The organism is Paenibacillus sp. FSL R5-0701 (genome assembly GCF_037973995.1).
GTDB lineage: Bacteria > Bacillota > Bacilli > Paenibacillales > Paenibacillaceae > Paenibacillus.
Genome location: NZ_CP150230.1, coordinates 1,761,124 through 1,784,711, shown reverse-complemented (window position 1 = coordinate 1,784,711; position 23,588 = coordinate 1,761,124). Strand labels below are relative to the sequence as shown.

Sequence of the window (23,588 nt, the reverse complement as noted above, 5' to 3'; positions counted from 1 at the left end):
TTATAATCTTGGTATCACAATCTCATTTAGTCTTTAAATAATTCATTCAGCATCCGGTCGCGGTTCTCCAGAAAGCTGCGGGTAATCTGATAGTGATCGGTCTCCTCATAGACTACCTCTTGAATATGGTTATCGTCAAAACTTAAAATCTCTGCTCCCGGATATCCCAGCAAAATGGGTGAATGCGTCGCAATAATGAATTGCGAAGTACCTGAAAGATCATGAAGGATACGCAATAAAGAGAGCTGCCTTGCTGGGGACAATGCGGCTTCGGGCTCGTCGAGCAGATAGATGCCTTTGGAACTGAAGCGATTGACGAACAGACTGAGAAAAGACTCCCCATGTGATTGTTCATGTAATGAACGCCCGCCATAGTATTGAAGCGACGCCGGCATCTCATCGACATGTGATGCGAATTGATAGAACGATTCAGAGCGCATGAAGAAACCATTCGTTATTTTGGGCAACCAGGCCAGCCTGAGATAATTCCCGAGCGAGGATTCCGAAGCATGTGTCTCATAGGTATTATTCCTGCCGCCCCCTGCGGTATTGAATCCACATTGATGAGCGATGCCTTCCAGCAGCGTAGATTTCCCTGAACCATTTTCACCTACAAAAAAAGTAACGTTATTCGTGAGCTCCAACCGTTCCAAGGACCGGATCGAGGGGATGTCAAAAGGATATTGGTCCCGATTCTCGATCTTAGACGACAAGAGTTCCACACTTCGAAGATACATAGGCATACTCCTATTCATGTTAGATTTGGCTCCATCTATGACAGGTACCTTTTCGTTTACACATTCCCTATATTAAACGACGAACAGGTGGATGACAAAATTATGGTTGACGGTGACAGATCAGCTTATATATTATGTAGGAAGAACGTTCTGATAAAAACATAAAATGAATACCCCAGAGGGCATGAGCCAAGAAGCGAACATGAGACTATACTCGCTTCTTGGCTCTTTTTGCGTTCCGGCGGCATGAAAGCGTTAACTTTAGAAACGAGGAGGCGGTGAACCGTGAGTAAAGGAATGATTCTGCAGGTGGAGCGGGTCGTCGGCAGCAATATTGTTCTGGCCCGGTCGCACCAGAATACCAAGGAGTACGTACTGATTGGCAAAGGGTTGGGATTTGCGTTCAAGGTGTAAAGCACCATTCAGTCCGATGATCCGCGGATTGAGAAAAGGTTCCGGCTGGAAGACCGGGAGGAATGGGGGCAGGCTCAGGAGCTGATGAGGGATTTGGACCCCAATGTCATCGACATCTCTGACCGAATTATCCGTCTCATCGCTGATCAGTTTCCCGGCAAGCTGAATGACAAGATCTATCTTGCTCTTCCGAGTCATATTCAGTTCACCTTATATCGTATCCGCAACGGGATGGAGATTCTGAATCCTTTCCTTACGGAGACAAAGCTCAGTTTTCCGAAAGAATTCGAAATCGCCTCGGAAGCGGCGGCCATGATCGGAGAGGCTTTTGGCGTAGAGATACCGGAGGATGAGGCGGGATTCCTGACATACCATGTGTACTCCTCCGTAAATCACGTCCCTGTCGGACAGTTGGTTAAGGTATCTAATGTGATCAGCAAGCTTCAGTCCATTATTGAAGAGGAGGGTGGCGTTCGCTTTGATCAGGGCAGCCTTAGCCAGGCAAGACTCATGATACACCTGCGCTTCTCCATGGAACGCCTGTATCAGCAGCCGATGACGGCCCCCACCTTCGCACAATATGTGAAAAATGAATATACGTCCGAATACCAGCTAGCTAGAAAACTGAGCGCTGTAATGGCCGAGGATTTGGGTACAGAAGTGCCTGAGGAAGAAACGGCTTTTCTCGCAATGCATTTATACCGGCTTTTTCAAACCCATGCCAAAACCAACAACAGAAAGGACAACACACAATGATCTGGAAATGGAAAAACAACAAATCTGCCAAAACATCTGAAACAATATCCGTCGCCTCCCCATTAACCGGAACCTGCGTCAGTTTGGAAGAAGTGCCTGACGAAGCGTTCGCGCAAGGACTTATGGGACCGGGCGTCGCAATGATTCCCCAGGAAGGCAGGCTGGTCGCCCCTATCGACGGCACTGTGGTACACCTGATCAAATCGCACCATGCCGTAATGATTGAACATGCTTCCGGGCTGCAGCTGCTGCTGCATATCGGTATGAATACTGTCAGCCTGAAAGGACAGGGCTTCACCCCCCAAGTGCAGACCGGGGATCAGGTCACTATCGGTCAGACTCTAATTGAATTTGACCTGAATGCGATCGCTTCGGCCGGTTATCCGGTCATCACCCCTGTCATCGTTGCAAATGCGGCTGAACAACCGTGGGAGTCGCACCCAGAGTATGGCAGCGTAGAAGCAGGCATGGGAACTATCATGAAAGTCAGCTTGTCCAAATAACCTAAATCAAAAAAAGAAAGGAAGAACAATATGCTGAAATCACTGCAAAAGCTGGGAAAATCCCTGATGCTTCCTGTAGCAACCCTGCCTGCGGCAGGTATTCTTCAAGGCCTCGGCCTTCTAAATTATGAAAAGGACATTCCGCTCGGTCCCGTGATCGGGGGATTCCTTAATCAGTATGTAGTTCCATTCCTGAATGAAGGAGCGGGGGCGATCTTCGGCAACCTTGCGCTCATCTTTGCCATTGGGGTGGCAATCGGACTGGCGGGGGATGCGGTCGCCGCGCTTTCCGCCCTGATCGCTTATATGGTGCTGACGCGGATTCTGGGAGCCGTTCCAGGTGTATTCGGCTACATTCCTGACGATGTCAAGCTGGATATGGGCGTATTGGGAGGGATATTTGCCGGACTGCTTGCAGCCTATATGTATAAAAAATACCATAATATCAAGCTTCCTGACTGGCTCGGCTTCTTCTCCGGCAAACGCTTTGTGCCGATGGTCACCGCCGGCTCCATGCTGGTGTTGGCCATCCTGTTCGGCATGGTCTGGAGCCCGATTCAGGATGCCATCGGCGCTTTCGGCGCCTGGATTGTGGGTTTTGGAGGCGTTGGCTCCATGGTGTTTATGATCGCCAACCGCCTGCTCATCCCGCTCGGTCTGCATCATGTCCTCAACTCCATCGCCTGGTTCCAGATCGGAGATTATACCAATGCAGCCGGGGAAGTCGTGCACGGCGACCTGACCCGCTTCTTCAACGGAGACCCTACGGCAGGCATGTTCATGTCTGGCTTCTTCCCGATTATGATGTTCGCTCTTCCGGCGGCGGCGCTAGCCTTGATTCATACAGCCCGGCCTGAAAAGCGTAAAATGGTCGCTTCGATCTTTATCGGCGCAGCGGTGGCTTCGTTCTTAACGGGTATTACCGAGCCGCTCGAATTCTCCTTCATGTTCGCGGCGCCTCTGCTGTATGTGGTGCACGCTATTCTTACCGGTGCAGCGGCCCTGATCATGTACCTGCTGAATGTTAAGCTGGGCTTCGCCTTCTCTGCAGGTCTGATCGATTACCTCGTGAACATGAAGCTGTCGACCAATCCGCTGCTCATGATCCCGGTCGGACTCGCATTTGCGGTCGTCTATTATTTCCTGTTCCGGTTCATGATTATCAAGTTCAACCTGAAAACGCCGGGGCGCGAGGATGACGCTTATGATGCCGATACCCCCACTGATACTTCCGCAGTGGCAGCGTCTGCCGACACCAAGGCTGGCAAAGTGCTCGCCGAGATCGGGGGAACAGATAATATCGAGAGCATTGACGCCTGCATCACTCGCCTCCGGCTAGTTGTTAGGGACGACAAAGCCGTCAACGATCGGGCGCTCAAACAGCTTGGCGCTTCCGGTGTCATGAGGCTCGGTGGTGGAGCTGTGCAGGTCATCTTCGGCACCCAGTCCGAAATCCTGAAGGATGAGATTAAGAAGCTGATGTAACGCTCGTTCTCCTGTGAGTTTAAAAGGCCGAGAGCAAGGGTATGCTTACCCCTGTTCTCGACCTTTTTTGTTAACCAAGAAGCGCAGGATATTCGTTTGAAACGGTTTGTATTGAAAGTAAGAGAGCAAGCCATAGGCTTACTCTCTCTTCAGGGTTAATAGACAAATCTGCGCTGCGCCCAATAGCTGAACAGGAAGATGGATACCTCGGTCAACAGCTTGGCCGCGAGCAGCGGAATAATCAGTTTTTCATTATAAAAATACAATAAACCGTAGTTTAATAACAGCACCAGTAGAACAAGTGAGAAGTATTTGGGCAAAGACTGCCGAACCTTCGAGGCCTGTCCAGCAGAGAATACGTACTTCCGATTAATCGTATAATTGAAGATGGAGCTGCATAGTCTTGCTGCGACAACCGACAAAAACAGATTATGCGTAAAATACTGGATGATGAACAGTAATCCAAAATCAATCAGAGCGGACAGCACCGAAGATGTGCTGAACATCAGGATTGGCATATAGATCCGGAATGAATCCACCAGCGGGCGAAAATGAGAAGACTCATTGTGATCCAGATACACCGTATCAATAAACTCCTCCGTAATCTCATACCCTTCCTTGTGCGCCGTTAACAGCATGTTCATCTCGTATTCAAACCGATCCCCCGGAATCTGGTTCAGCCAGCCTAGCATGGAGTAAGGAAAACCTCGTAGACCCGTCTGCGTGTCATATACTTTGGTACCTGTCGTGAGCGAAAAAACTGCCCGGGTGACTGTGTTGCCAAAACGGCTACGTGCTGGGATTTTCCCGCTGAAGCGACGGCTACCGAGTACAATTCCTGGTGTCGTTTGTGCGAGCAATACTTCAAAGATACGCTTAATATCATGTGGCAGATGCTGTCCGTCACTGTCTGCGCACACCACACCACCCTGAGGTCCATACTCCTTAATATACTGAAAGCCAGTCTTCAAGGCCCATCCCTTGCCCAAATTGACGGGATGTGTCAGGACTGTACAGCCGTAGGCTTCTGCCGTTTCAAAAAAACCACGGTACCCTGGGCCACTGCCATCATCCACAATCACAATGGGACCAAGTTTAAATGTTTGCAGTTGCAGAACGAGATTCAGTAAACGTACATCGGGTTCATATGATGGAATTAATATCGTCATGATCCTTGTCCCTCCGTCAGATATAAAATGTCACTTACGCCACGTTCCTGATTACGCCCCAGCGGATTATTGACAACTCTGCCCATAAAATACATCGTGGATGAACCGCCGCCGTCCAGATTGTAGGCTTCGGTTGCTCCAAGGCCTTTCATGACATCAGCCAGTTCTGCCAAGGTCATGCCACGGCTGTCATCCTGCCGTCCGTCCACCACCACGAAGACGTAATGATTCGGAGCAATCATGCCGATCGCTGTTCTTGGATTAGTATCCTGGATGGAGCGGTTACCGAAGTTGTTATCGATTTTCACACTGCTAAAATCACTGACGATCTCGCCATCCTGAATCAGAATGGGCCCAAAGGATAACGTATTGGTTGCACCTTCAGCCAGAAGTTCCGAGGAAAAAATCTCATTTTCGTTATATGTCTTCATCGTACCGTCGTTGAACAGGGCAAGTGCATCCCGCGTTGGGCTGTCCCGGTACAACGTTCCATTTCGGATAATGACACCATCATCACGGAATCCGTAGTAGTCACCATTAATGGCAAAGATCGCATTGTTGGCTGAGGCAATCTCTGACGTATTCTCGGTAATGTTTGTTCCAAAGCTGTTGTCCGCCAGCGCAGTTCGCAGGCTGCTTGCATCCGTTAGCTGAACATCGGCGACATAATACGTAATCTGATCCGAGTCAGAACCCGTCTGTACCTTTTCAATATTGACTTTCATATCATCACTGGAATAATTCCAATCATCTGACGTTGCATTCACTTCAGTTGTAGTGGTCGAAGTACTGCTGAAACCATTGGCATTGGCATTGCCCGCTGCTGCCGTTGCCGTGTTCTCATCTGCTACAACCACTTGTACATGCCGGATCAGGTAACGGTCCGCCAGGCTGTACAGAATTCCACCTACCGCAAGCACGATGACAAGTGTGATGATGAGCCATCTGCGCTTTCTTGGAGAGATCGGTCGTTTATGTGGTTCTTTCCGGGTTGGTTTCTCATAGATCTTCATCATGTGAAGCTCACCTCTTCATCTAAGTTCTTAAGGCCATATTAGGCTGAGTAGCTTAAATGAATCTGAAACCATATCAATTGGACTAAAGATTATTTACACTAGCCACTCCGATGACAGAACAACCTTCCAATCGCTGTTACCCCCAGATTTTTTTGATTCCCTTTTCTAGAGGGGAAAATCCGGGGATAGCGTATGCTTCCGATGCAGCTTTCTCTCAGAAAGCTTTCAGGCGAACGCTTCGCTTTTTCAGGTTTTTTCTGTCCTCTCCGTTATTGTGTAAATGCAAAAAAGGCCATCCGTTTTCCCATTGAGGAAATCAGATCACCTTGATTTCAATCTATACAACCTTAAAGGTCACTATTACCGTGTACATATTTCGTTCAACATACATATCACATATCTTCAACAGGTCTTCCTGTTATGCGTCTACAAAAAGAGCATCGTACGCGGGACAAGGCCGCTTTTCCAGGAATTCTGTTAACGCCGGTGGCTGCTGAGCGTAGATATCCTTCAACGACGTTCCATTATAGATGTTACCTATCACAACAGGGTGGCATAACTCACAGATAAGAATATCCCCGTTGCCGTGCAAGTGCAGCTGTTTCGTCCCATCCACACAATTAGAGAAATACACCCCAGGTTGAGAGCGCAAATTCAACTGTTCAGCAAACCGATCCATACAGGTAAAATAGAGCGTTGTATCCGGCTTTTTATGTTCAATCAGCTCCGTTACAGATCGAATAAGCGACTCTCTGGATACAATCTGACTCCAATCCGTATGTGGCATCTTAATGCTGTTCTGGATCTCATGGATGCGCACACCCAGATCATACACCTTATCGCTAATGGCCTGCATGTTCGCTTGATTACCTTCAAATAGTAACGTTTCCAATACTGTCTCCAGACCGACTTCTGTACACAAACGGATATTCTGCTCCAGTCTCTCATACATGCGAGGATGCACACGGTAGTACGCAGCATACGACTCCGCATCCGTATAATTGAACGAAATATGAATGTTGGACAAGCCTGCGTCACGCAACGCGAGAATCCGTTCTTCTGTCAGCAGACTGGCATTACTGTTCAATTGTGTATCAATGCCCTGTGCTGCACAATACGTCACAATCTCCAGGCAATCCTGGAATTTCAGAGTGACTTCACCCCCGGACAATCGCACTCGCTTGAGACGAGGAAGCTCACGAATAATACGGATGACTTCCTGACTATTGATGCACGCTCCATCATCCCGATTGTAGGCGCAGCAATAGTCGCATTTATAATTGCAGTTCGATGTCACTCCCACCTCAAGCCCTTCCAGCTCATATACGCCGGGGGTCTCCAGTTCGAGTGATTTATATTTGTTTCTGGCTATCAATTCGTTGTACCTCCTGGTTCCTTCATTCAATCCACATTTGGATAACTTGAAGATTATAGCGGATGGCACCAGGTTGACGATATGACATTATGTACGTTGGTTGTTAAAAACAAAAATAAAACCCATTTCCTCAACGATCAGGAATGGGCCAAAGCTTTGCATATAATTATTGAATTATGAATTAGACAATATAAAATACGACACCTTGACCTTTTGATGCAACAATTCAAGCTCTTTCTTACTTCTGCTTTTATTGTGTATCACTGATAAATTCAGGATTATAGGAAAATCCATGGCTCGCCAGCATGATAAATGACACACGACTTTTCAATAACACGTTCTTTATTTAACACGAGTATAGAAGTCTTCTTTTACGATAGCATACATCTTCAGATCTTGAAGCTCGTTTTTCACCTTCATGTATTTCCTCAGCACACCTTCGAATTGCATGCCTGCCTTCTCCATGACCTTGGCAGAACCTGTGTTTTCCACTAAACATCTGGCCTGGATTCGCTCGAGCCCCATTTCGTCAAATCCAAATTGGATGATTCGTTTCACTACCTCGGTCATGTAGCCCTGATTCCAAAATTGATCAGATAACACATATCCCAGTTCAACTCTTCTGTTATCGCTGTCACACCCTAGATAGTTACAACTACCAATCAGCCTCTTGGTTTGTCTATCTTCAATCCCCCATGGGCCAATTAAATCCGTCTCATAACGACTCATAACAAAATGTAAAAAAGCTTTTGTGTCTTCTTTGCTCTGATGCGCATCCCAAGTGGTGAACTCCGATACAGCGGGTACAACGCAGTAACTGTACATATCCTCCAGATCATCATAGGTAAGAGGTCGGAGTAACGTCCGTTCGGTTTCCAACATGGGAAATGGTTCGAAGAAACTTTCAATCGTTTTCATAGATTTATCCTCCCTCAGATTGTTAGGAAAATGAAACACACAGCCGTTCGGTGCATGTTGCCTAACTCATCTGTTCTAAAATTAAGGCCACAATCTGCGTGTTTTCCACTGCCCATCTTGCTTTACATATTGGACTCGTACATGCTTGCGCTCCGAATCTCCCTGCCAAAACTCCACCTCTTGTGAATTCACGGCATATAAACGCCAATGAGGTGTAATTAACACTAGGGTCACGTCTTATCTTTTCCTTCTGAGCTTCAATGGAACTATTCAGTAATTCCTCGCTATCCAAAACCTCACTCTGATGTCCTGTCATGGCAACTGCTCGCGCTCCAGCTGAACGTTTGCGGAAATCATCAGCGCCCGCTTCATCTCCCCGATCCTCGGCAATTCCCCTTATCCGAATCTGTCTTCCAAGGGAAGGCCAGTAGAATGTCAGAGCGACATGAGGATTCTCCTTCAACTGCTGCCCTTTGCGACTCTCCGAACTGGAGGCAAAATAAAACGTTTCGTCGATTACGTTTTTCAAAATCAATACTCTCGCATCAGGATAACCGTCTTGATCCACGGTTGAAATCGTCATGGCATGAGGTTCTTTCACTTCATTCTCAACCGCCAATCTCAACCACTCCAAAAATAGCTTCCCGGGCCGATCCGGTAACTGCCCCATATCCCACGTTGGAAATGGGCCGGATAAAGACTTCAAACGTTGTAGCAGTTCAATGGGTTTATCACTCATGTCATCGCCTCCATCTTCTCTTTAACATGGAAAAACAACTAATCTAGATGACTTACACATTTACGCTGCTAAGTTTCCAACCATGCCTTCCCTTTTCAACGGTATGTACACTGGTGTTGTCCATGGGATAAAAGCTAGACTTATTGCTCCATTCCTTCTTCTCAAGCAGATAATACAGAATATTAATCACTCCGCCGTGAGTAATTAATAGAACATTGGACTCTACTGTTTTCTCCTCTAAACCTCTGAAAAGACTCTCGATAGCTTTGCTTATCCGGTTATAAAAATCCCTTGGGCTTTCTCCTCCCGGAAACGGGGAGTCCATCTCAAGAGTATTGAAATAAATCCCTGGGTAATGCTCCTCAGCATCCTTATGGAGCATGCCTGCCAAATCTCCGTTATTCATCTCCCGCCAATCTTTCATTAAGCTAGCCTGCATGTTTAATTGTTTCTCAATTTCCCGTGTCGTCTGCACTGCACGAGGAAGATCACTGCTAATAATCGTATGTATGTTGTACTCCTCAGCATGATGATGCAAATGCTCTCCCAGTTTCCTGGATTGATTGATTCCCTGTTCCGTAAGTCCACGATCACTCCATCCGCCTCGATACCCTTCCTCATCCATCCCATGCCTTACCAGGTAAATTTTCAAGATCTCTCCTCCTTTTCACTTCTATAATGAACAATATCCTTTACACTGTATGACAGCCGGCATATATAAAATAAACCCGACCTCAGATAGCTTCTATCCAAGATCGGGTATTTCCTGCTTACCATTTATCTCACAAATGTGTTATGAACTCGCTCTGATTTGATAAAATAAGGAATCCAGATGGCACAAGTGATTACAGATTTAGCAATTTCTCTGATCGAGCTTCCATCTTCCAATTCTTTTGCTAACGGAATCTGGAGTAATAATAGGTAATCAATGATACCAACAGCTAGACTGAGACCATAGAATATGATCATCAGACGGGGTAATATTGCCTTCTTGCTATAAAACGCAAAAATTGTGTAGACACTGAATAATAAAAACAGCGTATTGTACACCATCTCAAAAATAAGTACTGGACCCCATAACGGGTGATAGTAGTCCGATTGTTTGGAGGTTAGCATTTCCCAAGTCTCCGTTGTGAATGTGGGTATTATCTGTTGAAATAATTGCACTACAAGCAGTATTACCGTTAGAAATAATCCAATCTGGATGAGAATCAGCCAACCACCCAATCCCGAGACGCCTAGTGGACGGTAATCTGCCTTTTGCTCTTGAATATGTGATTCCATTTCGTAACACTTCCTTAGCCAGTTTTGTTTTTCTGAGATGAGTCTTCATCTTAATATTGCACATTGAACCTATGGGTGATTCTCACCCCTTACTTCACGTGCGTTGTATGTATTTTCATACTCTCCTTATAGCGATCTCTCCGCCTTCCTATTATATGGAATTTTACACAACTTCCTTATTGTACTACATATGTCAAGGACGAAGCAGCCATTTCAAATCATACTCATACACTGTAAAAAACCAAATAAGGCTTTCGCTATACTTCCGCCATGTTCAGCAAAGTACGCGTACGTCATAATCCTCTTATACAGATGCGGGTGGTGACTCTGCATTCGAGTACGAAGGAGGGGTTATGGATATGCCCAATCCCAAAGTAAAACTTTTGCCTTTCGCCGACATTTCAAATTATGTCGAGGGCTTCGATATCGTTTCCACCCAGTGGGGCGGTGATGGCCTTGTCTATGTGCTGCTGATGAATCAGATTCCCGAAAGAGAACGAGGTATGTTCGTTAAGACCACATTAAACCAAAGCTATACGTACAAAGTTCTCATTGTGACAGATCAAAATATCGAGGAAGTTGTCATCTGGGAACAGACGTTCAATTATCATTACGTACAACCATTGCATGATCATCTGCTGCTCGTCGGAGCACGATGTGCCAATTACGGGAATGAAAAGTATGATCTAAACGCCAAAGTGTGTGATTTAGACGGAAATACAATTCGCGAGTTTCTGCTGGGAGACGGTATTCAGAGTGTACAGGTCACAGAGAAGGGAACGATTTGGACCAGCTACTTTGATGAAGGGATATTTGGTAACTACGGATGGAGCAATCCGGTTGGATCAAGCGGTCTGTTGGCCTGGGATAAGCACGGTAATAAAGTGTACGAAAACCATGCAGCAGACATTGCGGATTGTTACGCACTCAATGTCGTAAATGATAACCAGGTCTGGTTCTACTTCTATACCGATTTTGAACTGGGTTGTATCACAGGGGGCACCAGCGAAGCCAACGTTAAATTCATGAACCCGAACATCTCCGGTTCCTCCGGCTTCAGTACAGATGGTTATCATTTCTTGTTCGATGCCGGATACGGTAAACATGGTACGTTTATACTTAAGAAAATGGAGAAGCCCGAAAGATTAAGCAAGGGGCAGAAGATTGATTTATTAAATGAAGATGATCAGCCCTTCAAGCAGGTACGGCTGGATTTTCGTCAACATCGTCTGCTACTTAGTGAAGGTAACTTGTTGTATCGGGTAACGATGGAGGAGATTACTTCTGCTTCTGGTTTGGATTAGTGAAACCACATGAAGAGGGTTATTTCTTGAAAGACAATCCCTCTTCTTCCAATGCGTTTCGAAGTTTAGGCATGGCAGATGGTCCGATTCCGTGTAGTTTCAGGATTTCTTTCTCTGTGTAATCCGCAAGTTGCAGTAGTGTCGTAATGCCTTCATTCTCCAAGGCACGTCTGGCGGGAGCTGACAGCAAGGCTAGAAATCCTTCTGTCGGTTTACGTTCAGCTTCGCATGTCGGACAGGTTAGGCAATCACTTTTTTTATAATACGAATGGCCTTGTTCGCATGTTCTGAGTGTTCCTTTATCGTTGGCCATATGGCATCCCCTCCTGAATCAAGTATTCAACCAGTTCTTAATATCTGAAATCATATTTTCGTATTGTTTTAGAGCCTCTAAAGTCCAAATGACTTGTGATGTTCCTACTAACTGTTCCTCTATGTCCGTACATTCAATCCACAGTGACCGTTTAAGACTATATTCGAGCCAGTCCAACTTTCCAGCAAAACCATTATCCAGAACCACATCCCAATTGGCGGTTAGACTCCCCACTTGCTTCTCATATCCAGCTATAAAAGCCAAGAACTTTTCCTTGTTTATACTTCCGGAGTTATCTACTGACCAATACACAGCTGTTTCTACCAGATCATGCATAGGATTAATATAACCTGCCGATTCCCAATCGATAATAATAGGTATGTCTTGTCTCCACATCACATTCTTAGGCTCCAGATCTCTGTGACTAATAACATTCTCAGATGCTAACATTGAAGATGACTTCTTAGCCTTCATGCTCCACTCATATAGCTTATCCATACTGGAATTCAAAATCTCAATCCATTCCGAATTCTCATTTTTTCCTTTGTTCAGATAAAACATCCAATCTATTTTTTTAGAATTAGTCACCTGTGAACTATGCAATTCTAGTTGTCTAAAATCCGTTTTATGAATATCTGCAAGGATCGTTCCCATCAGAGAACTGTTATTGATAGTAACTTCATCTTGTTCCAAGCGTTGCCCCTCAATCCAATCAAAAATTAGATAGAATTGATTATCAATGTTATGCATAGAAGCACCCTTTAACCTTTTTGCAGGTTGAGCATGGATATGTTCAGCTGCCACGCTTGCGATTTTTTCTGAATCAATATAATTTTGCACAGCAGTAGGTCTTATCATGATCTGGGGATTCAATGCCTTAACTGCATAATTAGCTTGCGTCGTTTCAATGGCGTACATTCGATGAAGAAGTCCACCTGAAATCGGTTTGGGCGAACTGATCAATTCACCAAGCTGTAATTCATTACACAGTTTCTCAAAATTTAAATTATATTGAGTATCGTTCATATGTTATCCCCTCTCATTTTGGCTATTTGTCTGGAGCAAAGCCTATAATCCGTACTCGGCAAAAACGGCTGCATATTTCTTTTCTAATATCGTCCAGCGCTTTTCGGCTCCGTATTTGGCGTGCAGTTGCTGTAAATAATGCTTGGCTTCTTCCGTATCACCGGCTTTTAGCAGGAAGCGGAAGGTTACTTCGCTTAAATGTAGCGCTGTCTTGTCCATATAATAATGGACTATATCTCTGGCCCCTGTTAGCGAGTGCAGGAATGACATGCCCTCTTCCAAATGTGACACCAGTTCTTTCGATAAAGCTTCCGGATCGATATCAGGCGTTAAGGTATAGTGGGCCGGAGCGGAAGGGGCTATTGCTCTGATTCGGCAGGTAAAATGAGATATGTACTCCAATATGTCTCCATTCAATCCAACGGAATGCAACTCCGCAAGTTCGGTGGAATGAACACCACAATTAACATAAAACTGGACTTGACGACTGGTGTTATACTTTGCTCTTTGAATGTTGAACTTATATGCGAGGTTTCCATCCGCTTTGTAGAAATTCAGATTTTTCTTGGAATAACCGTGTTTGGCAAATACGGGTTTGACTTCTGTTTTGATGATCTTCTTAAAAAGTTCCTGCATTAGATATCACTCCCAAGGCAAATTTTATTTAATACGTTGTTATCTTTTTTTTGTTCAAAATCATGCTTGTTCCATTTTATAAAAATAAGGGCCACACATGGATTCGTGCGTATGCACGTACGTCCATGTAAACGCTCGGTCGAAGATATAGATATCCTGCTCCGAATCAAAATCCGCTGCAATAATCCGATTCGCGTTTTCGTATAAAAGCACCCAACCCCCACTTTCATACATCACATATACTTCATCTTTCGGCTCGGCATTGAAAGCATCTCGTGCTTGATCATGTGTCCGACATTTCTGTTGTTCATAACTGAACAAATGCCACTTGTACTCACTATAATGGATAGACTCTTTGACCACATCATCGATATTATGGGCAAACACGCTGTCCCATTGCTGTACAATCCCTTCGGATTCCTCATACAGTTCGGACACGACAACCCCTTTACCCTGCAAATTCTTCTTGAACATATATTCCTGATGGATACGCTCAATCCCCCAATATGCTCGGTTCAGTTCCATTTCGGGTAATGCATCCAGCAGCTCGTTAATTTTATCTCGAATCATCATTACCTCCGTAAGATATCGGAATTAGATCATCTGGTCCTTGCCTGACTATTTAGCTTCTTCTCGCAGCATATGAGCCAGTTTGTACATCTCCGCAATGTCATATCTGTTCTGTTCCTGGAATCTTCGGATCGCCTCATCAATCTCTACGACTTCCACCGCAACCACCTGCTCTCCATCCTCCGGATTCAGCGGATCACCAACAAGTTCAACGTCTCCATATCCGATGATTCGTACAAAATGGGGATGCGGGATATGCGGTCGATACGGTTTCAACGCACTGGATGCGCAATAGAATTGGCCAAAAATCTGATAGGACCGCATTTCAGCCCCAAGTTCCTCCATCAATTCGCGCTTCAGTCCATCCATGTAATGCTCACCCGCTTCAAGCGTACCCCCAGGAAGCTCCCAAGCTCCATTATCCAGTTGGAATACAACACATTGATCCCCGACAAACGGAATGATGCTAATATTGCTCACCAGCGTTTCATCCACGATGTCGTTTAATCTGAACTCCGCCTCAATAATTCCCCAATGAATCGACGTACTCAACGCCGGAAATAATTCCGCACTCAAGCTACTCATCCGCACCCGATCCTCTCTATCTAATTCCACTATTCTTCCAATTATATTCGAAAACACAGAAAGAAGGCCACCTTCCCACCGGGAATACGTGACCCTCTTCTTATGCGCTCTGCCCTTAGCCTTGGATCAGTGTTCTCTCCAGACTCTCAGACCATGCTCTCTCTAATGCTGCACCAGCTTTCCATTTTCCAAAAAAAGAACCCGGCTACAGAGCGGCAAAATCCGCTCATCATGTGTAACCATCACTGCACTCTTGCCCTGCTCTTTCACGAGCCGTGCAATCATGCGGACAATATCCAGCCCACGTTCCGCATCCAGGCTGGCTGTCGGTTCATCCGCGAGCAGGACAGCCGGATCGTTCATCAACGCCCGTGCAATGGCGACCCGCTGACGTTCCCCGCCAGACAGCTTCTCCGCATATGCCTTCCGCCGATGGGTCAAGCCTACCGTATCCAACAGCTCATTCACTCGTTTCTCCGCTTTGTTTTTATCCGTTCCGGCGAGCTTTGCGACCACCATCAGTTGTTCTTCTACTTTCAGATACGGAATGAGGTTGGCACTTTGAAAGATAAAACCGAGTTGCTGAAGCCGTACATCGGATATATCTTGTTTGCTTTTGCCCATAATAGAAGCCCCATCCAGTAGAACCTGCCCCTCCGTAGGTTCAAGAAGTGCACCAGCAATGGACAAGAATGTACTTTTGCCCGAGCCGGAAGGCCCCATCACAGCCACTAGTTCCCCTTCTGCTACTTCAAGGTCCAGTTTGTCCAGAATCACGCGTTTGCTGCCGCCATCTTCAAAGGTCTGTGTAATTCCCTGCAATACCAATCGGTTTCTCATGCTGCAGTCCTCCCAATCGCATCAAGTGCATCAATTTTGGTAACCTTCCACACCGAGAATAATGAACCAGCCACAGACATGAGTATGAATAACACACAGGTCAGAGCGAGGGTGGATAAACCTAATTGAAACGGCATCGATGCTGGCAAGATGGACTCGAACAGTCGAACCAACAGCAGGCTGATCACCAAACTGCCAACCGACAGAACCAATACTTGTAACGAAACACTACCTGCCAGATAACCATTCCGGGTTCCGATGGCTTTTAATATGCCGAACTGACTTGTTTTCTGAATCGTGATAACGTAGAAGAATACCGCAAGCACAAACGCCGAGATGACATATAGAAAAGCGATCATCATGAGCAACGATCCCTGTTCTTCCTTATATCCAGGAATAGCCGATACGGCATCCGACTTTGTGATGACTTCCGTATTAGGTATTGCAGTACTCAAGCGGTCTACCTGCTCGCCCCCATCCTTGATAGCAATGGCATTGAATATCGGAGCATTGGCATTGGTGTCTGCTGAAGCTTGAGAAGTCCGTGAACTTCCCTGGAGTGCGAGCCATTCCTGTTCATTCAGGAATACCACCGGGGAGTGACTGAAGGACTCATTTTGTACAAATCCACCAACGGTCCACTCCGCTCCTGTAGCTTGATCGACGAGAACAGTGCCAATCGTGACGCCAGATTCAGTTAACTTATGATCTACCACAACCTGCCCTTTTGTCTGATCCGTAATCGGAGATCCTTCGGTAACGGTTGGAGCAAGCCAACCTTCCGGATTAACCATGAACAACGTGACATCGATCTTTTTTGTGTCGCCGGTTGGACTGACGGTTGTCATTTTCACACCGAGCGGCTCAGCGTTCTCTTGCCCCACTACGGAGCGAGCTTGATTAAGTTGATCCTGATCCACTTGTGACCGGGTAAATCGATGATTCGAATCCTGCTCCAGCACAAAATGGGTTGCTGCCATATTTTTGACCGAAGCTGCGTTATCATACGCCAGCCCCTGTGCAAGACCTGTAACAAACAGTACCAGAAATGAAACCAGTACCATGATTGTAGCAATTAAGGCATACCGCCCTTTGGCATACCTCATTTCCCGAATAGCCAAGTACATGTTCTGTGACCTCCCTCTTGATAACCCAAGTATAGGAGGTGAAAATGAACGGCAAATGAATAACAGATTACATCTGCGGAAGTGTCACGGTAAAGACCGTACCCTCAGGTGAACTGGAAACCTCGATTGTACCGTCATGAATTCGGATAATTTTCTGCACAATGGCAAGTCCAAGTCCGGTTCGTCCAGAAGAACGTTCCCTCGCACGATCCACCCGATAGAATCGATCGAACAGAAAAGGCAGATGCTCCGCAGCAATCCCGTCTCCTGTATCCCGAATCTGAATCACGCACTGGTTATCCGTCTGCTCGGCATGAATCTCAATGCTTCTTCCCTGAGGCAGATGATTCACTGCATTACCCAGCAGATTCATCCACACCTGCATGAGCAGCACTTCATTGCCCACCAGCTGGATGGATTCGGGCACCGAAATCCGAAGCAGAAGTTCTTTTTCTTCGAGTTGCCATTGCAGCACCTGAACGGCTTGCCGGAATTGATCTCGCAGAGAGAACTTTACTTTGGACAAATCTTCGTTGCCTTGTTCAAGGGAAGAGAGGAGAAGCAGTTGTTTGCTGAGCAAGGAGAGATGACGGCTCTCCTCCTCAATGATCGATGCATAGTGCTCTCTTTCCTGTTCAGGCAGATCCCGATCCGCCACCAATTGGGCAAACCCCTGAATCGAGGTCAGCGGTGATTGAATCTCATGCGATACGTTGGATACAAACTGCTGCCGCGCCTGATCTACCCTCTCCAATTCACGACTCATGGTCATGAAATGCTGGGCCAGCTGTCCAATCTCATCCCGCCTTGCGGTAGGCAATTTCAGATTATATTTTCCTTGAGCAATGCGCTTGGTCGCCTCGGACAGACGTTCAATCGGGTTAACCAGATAACGGGTACTAATGAGAAAGATCAGGATACTAATACCCACCGTTAATGCTCCAATCAGCGCAAAAAAGATCCGCAGCTCACCGAATTGCAGAATTACATCCGGGCGCATAAAGAGAGCGTAATTCGCATTGCCCCACTGTAGATGAACACCCACGGTATTGCTTAATTGATTATCGAAGAAACCGGTAATGAACGGTTTGCTTGGAAACTGGGCGACGCCATGGTACACCTCACCATTCAGCACCAGTTCAACAGCTTGCTTGTCCAGATCTTTCTCACGGAATTCGCGGCCGTAGAATTGGTCAGTGCCTTTTCCATCCGTCACATAGATTTCGTACCCAAGTGCGGCGGCATTGTTCAAATACTGCTCCATCGTGCCGGGTTGCTGTTCCACAAATTGCTTCATTTGCGTCGCAATGCCCACCAGCTTCTGGTCATTAAAATCCTTGAGCTTTGCATGATAGTAGATGTTGGACAAAAGAAAACCGAGCATGCCGCTGACCATAATCACTCCAATCGTAATAAGGAATACCCGGACATACAAGGTCCTCAAGGTGTTTTCACCTCCATCTTGTAACCAATGCCCCGCACAGTCTGAATGACGAAATCGTCCGTATAATCGGCAAACCGATCACGCAACCGCTTGATATGTACATCAACGGTACGGTCATCTCCTTCATAATCTGCTCCCCAGACGAGTCGAATGAGCTCATCCCGCGAGAACAAACGGCCTGGAAACTGTGCAAGCTGTGAGAGTAATTCAAACTCCTTCATTGGCAAAAAGAGAATCGATTGCCCATCGGTAACCTCCACATTGTTACGGTCAATGACGATCCGGTTCATACGGATAATATCGCTGGATGTGCGATGGTACCGACGAAATAACGCCTTTACCCGATAGACTAACTCTTCCGGTTCAAATGGCTTGGTCACATATTCATCTGTTCCTTTCAAATAACCATCTCTCTTATCGGATAGCTGATCTCGTGCCGTCAGTAGCATGATAGGAATGTCGTAATGCTGCCGAATGAAATCGCATAACTCCAGTCCGTCCATGCCGGGCATCATCACATCGAGGATCGCCAGATCAATCGGCGTTTCTTGCATCAGTCTGACCGCTTCCAATCCATCCTGCGCTTCATGAACCCGATACCCTTCCTTGGTCATGACATGCCGCAGAAGTGCTCGAATATTGGCATCATCGTCTGCCAGCAGCAGATGTTTCATATCGTTGTCCGCCCTTCTATGTAGCGAGTACATCTCACTTTGATCCTGCACAGATGGTAGCATAAAAGCAATCTCATTCGCCAGCACATGCATGGAGACACCTTGGACATGTTTATATTTTCTTGAATCTGGTTGACACTACTATGTGGCGCAACTATAATAAAACCATAACATATGAACGAACGCTCATATATTCATTTGTTAGTGAGTAACCATCGCTAAGGATCACCTATAACCACACTAGAAATCATATTACATAACGGAGCCGCGCTCCAAAGGAGAGGATTTATATGTCTGGACATCATCACAGTCACAACCATGGGCACGATCATGGACACAACCACGCTCACACCACCAATAACAAGAAAGTCCTGTTGTTTTCCTTCATTATTATTACCATCTATATGATCGTCGAAGCCATTGGTGGATTCATCACCAACAGTCTCGCACTTATCTCGGATGCAGGCCATATGCTGTCTGACTCCATTGCACTCGGGATCGCTTTACTGGCGTTCACCTTTGGTGAAAAAGCCGTAAATACCGGCAAAACGTACGGGTACAGAAGATTTGAAATTTTAGCCGCTACGTTAAACGGAATTACGTTAATCGCCATTGCACTATACATTTTCTACGAAGCGATTGGGCGTTTTATCAATCCGCCGGAAGTTGCAACCGTAGGTATGTTAATCATCAGCATCATTGGATTACTCATCAATATTCTGGTGGCCTGGATCATGATGCGTGGTAGCGATACGGAAAATAATCTGAATATGCGCGGTGCTTATCTCCATGTCATCAGCGACATGCTGGGATCCGTTGGGGCTATTGCGGCAGCCCTGCTTATGATGTTTTTTGGCTGGGGTTGGGCCGATCCACTTGCAAGTGTAATTGTCGCGGCGTTGGTATTGCGAAGTGGTTTCTATGTCACCAAATCCTCCCTGCATATCTTGATGGAAGGCACTCCAGCCAATGTGGATGTGAATGAACTGGTGCAGACTATTAAACAAGTTGATGGCGTCAAAGGTGTACACGATGTGCATGTCTGGTCCATCACCAGTAACCTGAATGCGCTGACCGCTCATATTGTGGTGGATGGAACGATGGATGTTTATGCATCCGAGATCCTGGTTCAAAAAATTGAACATATGCTGGAGCATAAAGAAATCAAACATGTAACGCTCCAAGTGGAGTCCGAGAAACATCTGCATGACACCTCGGTATTATGTACGGTCAAAGGCGACGCACCAGATGCCCACGCACATCATCACCATTGAATGTTTACTAAAAAAAAACTGCTAAATGAAAACAGGGCTGATTCCCATCACTGGGAAAGCCCTGTTTTTGATTTTTATAATTTTTTGGTATGTCCTACGGCTTGATGAACACATCCCTGCCTTCTTTTCTGACAGGTTATTCCGCTGTATCATCGACATCTTCTCTTTTTCCATTCATTCGCTAGCTTCATACTTCATTAATCTCCGCCACCACCACAAGATGAACAGCTGGATGAGCTGCAAGAAAAGTCGGAAGATGATCCAGATCCTCCCGAGGAACTACTATTGTCTGTACATTGATCCGCATAACAGCTGGAACTGCTCGTGCAGCCACTGCTTGACGAGGAACCATAGGCTGCCTTTTCCTGTGGAAGAATTTCCTGTTCTAGCCGCCCCATGTGTAACCCATATGTCGCCTCGTTATGCATGGAGTAATACACCATGGCGCTAGCCATGACGAGAGCTACATCGCTACTTCCGGAAAATGCTGGAGATAGCTCGTCTTCACTTAGCGTTGCGGATCTACGTAGTTGATCAATTAAGTAGGCAATCACCTGAGCAGCTTCAGGATCTTCCTGCTTGCGTCTGGCATGAAACAGTTCATTCACCAGTTCAGATTGATCTCCCTGTGCGATCAGCTTCTGTACATCACTGGTTAATGGGTAAGTGAAAAAATCACCCCAGATTGCAGCACTGTAGGGGGTGAACTCAAATAATTGACAGTACACCCAATCAAACCATGCACGTGCTCCTGGCGTTTCGCGGCGGGTGATTGCCGGCTCATGGTGCACCGTGGAACCCATGAATTCTGCACAAAAATCAGCGTAAGATTTCGTAAACATCAGCATCTCATGCCACAAATCATCAACTTCATCACTGAACATGGGCACCTGCTTAAGTAATGAAGCCATAATGAAATATCGCTTAAGCTCTATCAATTTCCACCGATACTCCAGCGTTTTCATGTGAGGATATTCCTGTTGAATTCGGATCTTGAGTTTATTGGCAAAATGCTTATTGTAACTCTTCTCCAATTGAAGAATGGTTTGCTGATAAGAGACTTCTTCTCGAAGTCCAAGATTCAATGGTGCTTTTTTTCGTCTGTACGTCACTTTCGTCTGTTTTCTGCGTCTTCCTGCTGGACGGAAAATCTTGAGCTTACGTCGAACCAAATAGGCTGTTACAACTAATAAAACTGCTACAAGGTAGTAGTAGATCGGCATAATAAAACCGCTCCTCTCCGTTGATCTTCTCTATGTAGGGTTAAACTATCATTAGTATAAATGAGGAACGGCAGTAATTCATAGAGCCCTTTGGCATACATGCCAGGGCTCTCGTTTAGTATATTCTATTGTTGCTCATTGTTATGAAATGGCAATGATTATACTGGTTATCAGCATCAACAACGTTACGGGCGCCCAGATTCTTCGTTCCCATACACTTCTCGTGATCAGATTTAATATGGTCCCCAGCACCAAATACCCAACGATAAACCAAATTGCGATATCTGAGAATGAAGACCATCCTGGCAAAAGCAATCCTGATTTACTCAGGACAATGATCCCAATGAATGCCAATATTGCGATCTGAGCTATGCAGGCAAAACGCATGGAGATGGGGTATTTCCCGGGAAACTTCCCACCCATGGCGTACTCTCCCCATGGCACACCCACTGCCAACGCAACCTGAAACAGAATAACGATCAGAATCAAGACGGTGACTACGATTGCTGATGTCAATACAATCATGACCACACTCCAGTACTCAAAGTGGCAGCAGAATCACTCCCATAATAGGGATACCTTATTTTCCAATCGTAGATCCTTCATTCTCTACAGAAATGCAAACCTGATTGTTCTCTAAATTATACAGGATATAGCACTAAATCATACTTCCTTTTTTGCCTCATTTTTACCCGTTAAGCTGAGTCATCATTTCTTTCATATAACGTGTTCCATGGACCTCATGTTGAGGACTTACCTTTTCAATGCGGGCTAAGTCATCAGGTGTCAGTTCAATCGTTGCAGCGTTCGCGTTTTCCTCCAAATATTTGATTCGTTTCGTTCCCGGAATCGGCAATGCGTTACTAGCCATTGTCCAAGCTAAAGCCAATTGTGCAGGCGTGCAACTCTTCTCCATCGCAATCTCTTTGATTTTATCCACAACTTCTATATTTTTGGCGAAATTGTCTCCTTGGAACCTCGGCATATATCTGCGCAGATCATTAACATCCAAATCTTCGAATTTCCGTATCTCACCTGTGATAAACCCTCTGCTTAATGGACTGTAAGCAATATGGGTAATATTCAGTTCTCTCGCAGTTGGTAGAATCTCGTCCTCAATATCCCTGCTCCACAGGGAATACTCGCTCTGCAACGCAGAGATTGGATGAACGACGTGTGCACAGCGTAAAGTGGAAGCCGATGCTTCGGACAATCCAAGGCAGCGGACTTTCCCCTCTTTAACCAAGTCAGCCATCGCGCCAACCGTTTCCTCAATCGGAATCTGAGGATCTACCCTGTGTTGGTAATACAGATCAATATAGTCGGTGTCCAGCCTGCGAAGACTTGCTTCTACAGCCTTTTTCACGTAATCCGGATGACCATTCAACGTCTCATAGTTTGGGGTATACGCAAATTTGGTAGCAATAATGGCCTGATCGCGACGTCCCCTCAGCGCTTTCCCCAGTAGTTCTTCATTATGACCATTACCATACACATCAGCTGTATCCAGCAGTGTAACGCCAATCTCCAGCGCGTGATGGATGGTCTTTATTGACTCCTCATCATTGGTTTCGCCGTACATCCCCGGAGACATGCCCATAATTCCCAGTCCAATTGAAGATACGACGATATCGCTATTTCCCAGCACTCTTTGCTTCATATCTCCATCTCTCCATCCGTTAATATTAGTTTTTGCCGATGCTTTCCATTTGATCTAGCAACTTGCTCTCTGAAGGAAGCTTTCCTTTTTCTATGTCTTCATAGATGGTCAATTTGTTATTCACCGCTGCAAGTGCTTCGGCAATTTCAAGTTGGCGGCGATGTAATTCCTCTTTATATTCGTGAAGGATTGCTTTCCGTTGTGGAATCGTTGAATCACCATCCAGCGCCAGACTAACCATATGTTTCAGTGTAGCTACCTTCATACCCGTTGCCCGGAAACAAGACATCAGTCTCATCCAATCCAGATGTTCTTCCTCGAACATCCGATTTCCATGTTGATCCCGTTGAATGTAAGGGAGCAGTCCCTCCTTCTCGTAGTAACGAATTTTATGTGCAGGACAACCCAGCCGCTCCGAAGCTTCTTTTATCGAGAAAGCCATACTGCTGACTCCTCCTTTATGTTCATTTTTGGATGCATTTGGCCGGTTCTTTTACATCCTAAGGCTTAATGTTC

Annotated in this window: 27 protein-coding genes and 1 pseudogene; 6 read left to right on the top strand and 22 right to left on the bottom strand. The window is 45.9% G+C overall.

The features are described 5' to 3' along the window. Positions 1-26 precede the first annotated feature (26 nt). A complete protein-coding gene (locus tag MKZ13_RS08305) occupies positions 27-737 on the bottom strand; it encodes an AAA family ATPase (protein ID WP_339183241.1) in 711 nt (236 codons plus the stop codon). Positions 738-1,022: 285 nt separating this feature from the next. On the opposite strand from MKZ13_RS08305, the gene MKZ13_RS08300 reads away from it, so the two are divergent. From MKZ13_RS08300 to MKZ13_RS08285, 4 genes are all read left to right on the top strand, one after another. Further along, positions 1,023-1,151, top strand: coding sequence for a CAT RNA binding domain-containing protein (locus tag MKZ13_RS08300; RefSeq protein ID WP_339183239.1), 129 nt, complete (start codon positions 1,023-1,025; stop codon positions 1,149-1,151). Between the two features lie 84 nt (positions 1,152-1,235). Next, a complete protein-coding gene (locus tag MKZ13_RS08295; protein ID WP_339183236.1) occupies positions 1,236-1,907 on the top strand; it encodes a PRD domain-containing protein in 672 nt (223 codons plus the stop codon). Continuing rightward, on the top strand, positions 1,904-2,410 hold the full coding sequence (locus tag MKZ13_RS08290) for a PTS glucose transporter subunit IIA (RefSeq protein WP_221822677.1): 507 nt from the start codon (positions 1,904-1,906) through the stop codon (positions 2,408-2,410). Before MKZ13_RS08295 ends, MKZ13_RS08290 begins: the two co-directional genes overlap by 4 nt. Positions 2,411-2,440: 30 nt before the next feature. After that, positions 2,441-3,895 (top strand): PTS transporter subunit EIIC, encoded by a 1,455-nt coding sequence (locus tag MKZ13_RS08285; RefSeq protein WP_339183234.1) that lies wholly within the window; start codon positions 2,441-2,443, stop codon positions 3,893-3,895. Between the two features lie 155 nt (positions 3,896-4,050). Here MKZ13_RS08285 and MKZ13_RS08280 read toward each other — a convergent pair whose 3' ends face one another. The 8 genes and pseudogenes from MKZ13_RS08280 to MKZ13_RS08245 form a co-directional block, all read right to left on the bottom strand. After that, entirely contained in the window at positions 4,051-5,064 is a 1,014-nt protein-coding gene (locus MKZ13_RS08280; protein ID WP_339183232.1) for a bifunctional glycosyltransferase family 2/GtrA family protein, read from the bottom strand. Continuing rightward, complete coding sequence (locus MKZ13_RS08275) at positions 5,061-6,080, bottom strand: phosphodiester glycosidase family protein (protein WP_339183230.1); 1,020 nt, start codon at positions 6,078-6,080, stop codon at positions 5,061-5,063. Before MKZ13_RS08275 ends, MKZ13_RS08280 begins: the two co-directional genes overlap by 4 nt. 418 nt (positions 6,081-6,498) lie before the next feature. Then, positions 6,499-7,455 carry a radical SAM protein gene (locus MKZ13_RS08270; RefSeq protein WP_339183228.1) on the bottom strand — a complete coding sequence of 319 codons (957 nt, stop codon included), beginning with the start codon at positions 7,453-7,455 and terminating at the stop codon, positions 6,499-6,501. Positions 7,456-7,797: 342 nt separating this feature from the next. Continuing rightward, positions 7,798-8,373, bottom strand: coding sequence for a GNAT family protein (locus tag MKZ13_RS08265; RefSeq protein ID WP_339183226.1), 576 nt, complete (start codon positions 8,371-8,373; stop codon positions 7,798-7,800). An 81-nt stretch (positions 8,374-8,454) separates the two neighbouring features. Then, entirely contained in the window at positions 8,455-8,550 is a 96-nt protein-coding gene (locus MKZ13_RS08260; protein WP_339185369.1) for a pyridoxine 5'-phosphate oxidase C-terminal domain-containing protein, read from the bottom strand. Between the two features lie 262 nt (positions 8,551-8,812). Continuing rightward, a pseudogene (locus tag MKZ13_RS08255) lies at positions 8,813-8,956 on the bottom strand (pyridoxamine 5'-phosphate oxidase family protein); the annotation flags it as partial. 208 nt (positions 8,957-9,164) lie between these two features. After that, the gene (locus MKZ13_RS08250) at positions 9,165-9,764 is read right to left on the bottom strand and encodes a histidine phosphatase family protein (RefSeq protein ID WP_339183224.1); all 600 of its coding nucleotides are present in this window, start codon (positions 9,762-9,764) and stop codon (positions 9,165-9,167) included. A 125-nt stretch (positions 9,765-9,889) separates the two neighbouring features. Continuing rightward, entirely contained in the window at positions 9,890-10,396 is a 507-nt protein-coding gene (locus MKZ13_RS08245) for a DUF2569 domain-containing protein (RefSeq protein WP_339183222.1), read from the bottom strand. A 359-nt stretch (positions 10,397-10,755) separates the two neighbouring features. Here MKZ13_RS08245 and MKZ13_RS08240 point away from each other — a divergent pair, with 359 nt between their 5' ends. Then, positions 10,756-11,700 (top strand): hypothetical protein, encoded by a 945-nt coding sequence (locus MKZ13_RS08240; protein ID WP_339183220.1) that lies wholly within the window; start codon positions 10,756-10,758, stop codon positions 11,698-11,700. A gap of 19 nt (positions 11,701-11,719) precedes the next feature. On the opposite strand, the gene MKZ13_RS08235 is transcribed toward MKZ13_RS08240, so the two are convergent. The 9 genes from MKZ13_RS08235 to MKZ13_RS08195 form a co-directional block, all read right to left on the bottom strand. Then, entirely contained in the window at positions 11,720-12,013 is a 294-nt protein-coding gene (locus tag MKZ13_RS08235; protein WP_221822667.1) for an RNA polymerase alpha subunit C-terminal domain-containing protein, read from the bottom strand. Positions 12,014-12,031: 18 nt separating this feature from the next. After that, entirely contained in the window at positions 12,032-13,039 is a 1,008-nt protein-coding gene (locus MKZ13_RS08230; protein WP_339183217.1) for a phosphotransferase, read from the bottom strand. A gap of 42 nt (positions 13,040-13,081) precedes the next feature. Further along, the gene (locus tag MKZ13_RS08225) at positions 13,082-13,675 is read right to left on the bottom strand and encodes a DUF4304 domain-containing protein (protein ID WP_221822664.1); all 594 of its coding nucleotides are present in this window, start codon (positions 13,673-13,675) and stop codon (positions 13,082-13,084) included. Between the two features lie 60 nt (positions 13,676-13,735). After that, positions 13,736-14,245, bottom strand: a complete 510-nt coding sequence (locus tag MKZ13_RS08220) for a DUF4275 family protein (protein ID WP_221823493.1) — start codon at positions 14,243-14,245, stop codon at positions 13,736-13,738. A 48-nt stretch (positions 14,246-14,293) separates the two neighbouring features. Beyond that, the gene (locus MKZ13_RS08215) at positions 14,294-14,830 is read right to left on the bottom strand and encodes an NUDIX domain-containing protein (protein WP_221822662.1); all 537 of its coding nucleotides are present in this window, start codon (positions 14,828-14,830) and stop codon (positions 14,294-14,296) included. Between the two features lie 162 nt (positions 14,831-14,992). Beyond that, entirely contained in the window at positions 14,993-15,670 is a 678-nt protein-coding gene (locus MKZ13_RS08210) for an ABC transporter ATP-binding protein (RefSeq protein WP_221822659.1), read from the bottom strand. Then, the gene (locus MKZ13_RS08205; protein WP_339183211.1) at positions 15,667-16,797 is read right to left on the bottom strand and encodes an ABC transporter permease; all 1,131 of its coding nucleotides are present in this window, start codon (positions 16,795-16,797) and stop codon (positions 15,667-15,669) included. Before MKZ13_RS08205 ends, MKZ13_RS08210 begins: the two co-directional genes overlap by 4 nt. Positions 16,798-16,864: 67 nt before the next feature. After that, positions 16,865-18,241, bottom strand: a complete 1,377-nt coding sequence (locus MKZ13_RS08200) for a HAMP domain-containing sensor histidine kinase (protein WP_221822655.1) — start codon at positions 18,239-18,241, stop codon at positions 16,865-16,867. After that, complete coding sequence (locus tag MKZ13_RS08195) at positions 18,238-18,915, bottom strand: response regulator transcription factor (RefSeq protein WP_221823490.1); 678 nt, start codon at positions 18,913-18,915, stop codon at positions 18,238-18,240. The genes MKZ13_RS08200 and MKZ13_RS08195 overlap by 4 nt, the downstream gene beginning before the upstream one ends. A 290-nt stretch (positions 18,916-19,205) precedes the next feature. On the opposite strand from MKZ13_RS08195, the gene MKZ13_RS08190 reads away from it, so the two are divergent. Beyond that, a complete protein-coding gene (locus MKZ13_RS08190) occupies positions 19,206-20,189 on the top strand; it encodes a cation diffusion facilitator family transporter (protein ID WP_221822653.1) in 984 nt (327 codons plus the stop codon). Positions 20,190-20,386: 197 nt separating this feature from the next. Here MKZ13_RS08190 and MKZ13_RS08185 read toward each other — a convergent pair whose 3' ends face one another. From MKZ13_RS08185 to MKZ13_RS08170, 4 genes are all read right to left on the bottom strand, one after another. Further along, entirely contained in the window at positions 20,387-21,412 is a 1,026-nt protein-coding gene (locus MKZ13_RS08185) for a hypothetical protein (RefSeq protein ID WP_339183207.1), read from the bottom strand. Positions 21,413-21,553: 141 nt separating this feature from the next. After that, a complete protein-coding gene (locus MKZ13_RS08180; RefSeq protein WP_339183204.1) occupies positions 21,554-21,937 on the bottom strand; it encodes a hypothetical protein in 384 nt (127 codons plus the stop codon). A gap of 163 nt (positions 21,938-22,100) precedes the next feature. After that, the gene (locus MKZ13_RS08175; RefSeq protein ID WP_339183201.1) at positions 22,101-23,072 is read right to left on the bottom strand and encodes an aldo/keto reductase; all 972 of its coding nucleotides are present in this window, start codon (positions 23,070-23,072) and stop codon (positions 22,101-22,103) included. A gap of 25 nt (positions 23,073-23,097) precedes the next feature. After that, positions 23,098-23,514, bottom strand: a complete 417-nt coding sequence (locus MKZ13_RS08170; RefSeq protein WP_221822636.1) for a MerR family transcriptional regulator — start codon at positions 23,512-23,514, stop codon at positions 23,098-23,100. Positions 23,515-23,588 lie beyond the last annotated feature (74 nt).

Coding starts and splice junctions, on each gene's coding strand:
- MKZ13_RS08305 (WP_339183241.1), bottom strand. CDS start 737: ATGTATCTTCGAAGTGTGGAACTCTTGTCGTCTAAGATCGAGAATCGG.
- MKZ13_RS08295 (WP_339183236.1), top strand. CDS start 1,236: ATGAGGGATTTGGACCCCAATGTCATCGACATCTCTGACCGAATTATC.
- MKZ13_RS08290 (WP_221822677.1), top strand. CDS start 1,904: ATGATCTGGAAATGGAAAAACAACAAATCTGCCAAAACATCTGAAACA.
- MKZ13_RS08285 (WP_339183234.1), top strand. CDS start 2,441: ATGCTGAAATCACTGCAAAAGCTGGGAAAATCCCTGATGCTTCCTGTA.
- MKZ13_RS08280 (WP_339183232.1), bottom strand. CDS start 5,064: ATGACGATATTAATTCCATCATATGAACCCGATGTACGTTTACTGAAT.
- MKZ13_RS08275 (WP_339183230.1), bottom strand. CDS start 6,080: ATGATGAAGATCTATGAGAAACCAACCCGGAAAGAACCACATAAACGA.
- MKZ13_RS08265 (WP_339183226.1), bottom strand. CDS start 8,373: ATGAAAACGATTGAAAGTTTCTTCGAACCATTTCCCATGTTGGAAACC.
- MKZ13_RS08245 (WP_339183222.1), bottom strand. CDS start 10,396: ATGGAATCACATATTCAAGAGCAAAAGGCAGATTACCGTCCACTAGGC.
- MKZ13_RS08240 (WP_339183220.1), top strand. CDS start 10,756: ATGCCCAATCCCAAAGTAAAACTTTTGCCTTTCGCCGACATTTCAAAT.
- MKZ13_RS08235 (WP_221822667.1), bottom strand. CDS start 12,013: ATGGCCAACGATAAAGGAACACTCAGAACATGCGAACAAGGCCATTCG.
- MKZ13_RS08230 (WP_339183217.1), bottom strand. CDS start 13,039: ATGAACGATACTCAATATAATTTAAATTTTGAGAAACTGTGTAATGAA.
- MKZ13_RS08225 (WP_221822664.1), bottom strand. CDS start 13,675: ATGCAGGAACTTTTTAAGAAGATCATCAAAACAGAAGTCAAACCCGTA.
- MKZ13_RS08220 (WP_221823493.1), bottom strand. CDS start 14,245: ATGATTCGAGATAAAATTAACGAGCTGCTGGATGCATTACCCGAAATG.
- MKZ13_RS08215 (WP_221822662.1), bottom strand. CDS start 14,830: ATGAGTAGCTTGAGTGCGGAATTATTTCCGGCGTTGAGTACGTCGATT.
- MKZ13_RS08210 (WP_221822659.1), bottom strand. CDS start 15,670: ATGAGAAACCGATTGGTATTGCAGGGAATTACACAGACCTTTGAAGAT.
- MKZ13_RS08205 (WP_339183211.1), bottom strand. CDS start 16,797: ATGTACTTGGCTATTCGGGAAATGAGGTATGCCAAAGGGCGGTATGCC.
- MKZ13_RS08195 (WP_221823490.1), bottom strand. CDS start 18,915: ATGAAACATCTGCTGCTGGCAGACGATGATGCCAATATTCGAGCACTT.
- MKZ13_RS08190 (WP_221822653.1), top strand. CDS start 19,206: ATGTCTGGACATCATCACAGTCACAACCATGGGCACGATCATGGACAC.
- MKZ13_RS08185 (WP_339183207.1), bottom strand. CDS start 21,412: ATGCCGATCTACTACTACCTTGTAGCAGTTTTATTAGTTGTAACAGCC.
- MKZ13_RS08180 (WP_339183204.1), bottom strand. CDS start 21,937: ATGATTGTATTGACATCAGCAATCGTAGTCACCGTCTTGATTCTGATC.
- MKZ13_RS08175 (WP_339183201.1), bottom strand. CDS start 23,072: ATGAAGCAAAGAGTGCTGGGAAATAGCGATATCGTCGTATCTTCAATT.
- MKZ13_RS08170 (WP_221822636.1), bottom strand. CDS start 23,514: ATGGCTTTCTCGATAAAAGAAGCTTCGGAGCGGCTGGGTTGTCCTGCA.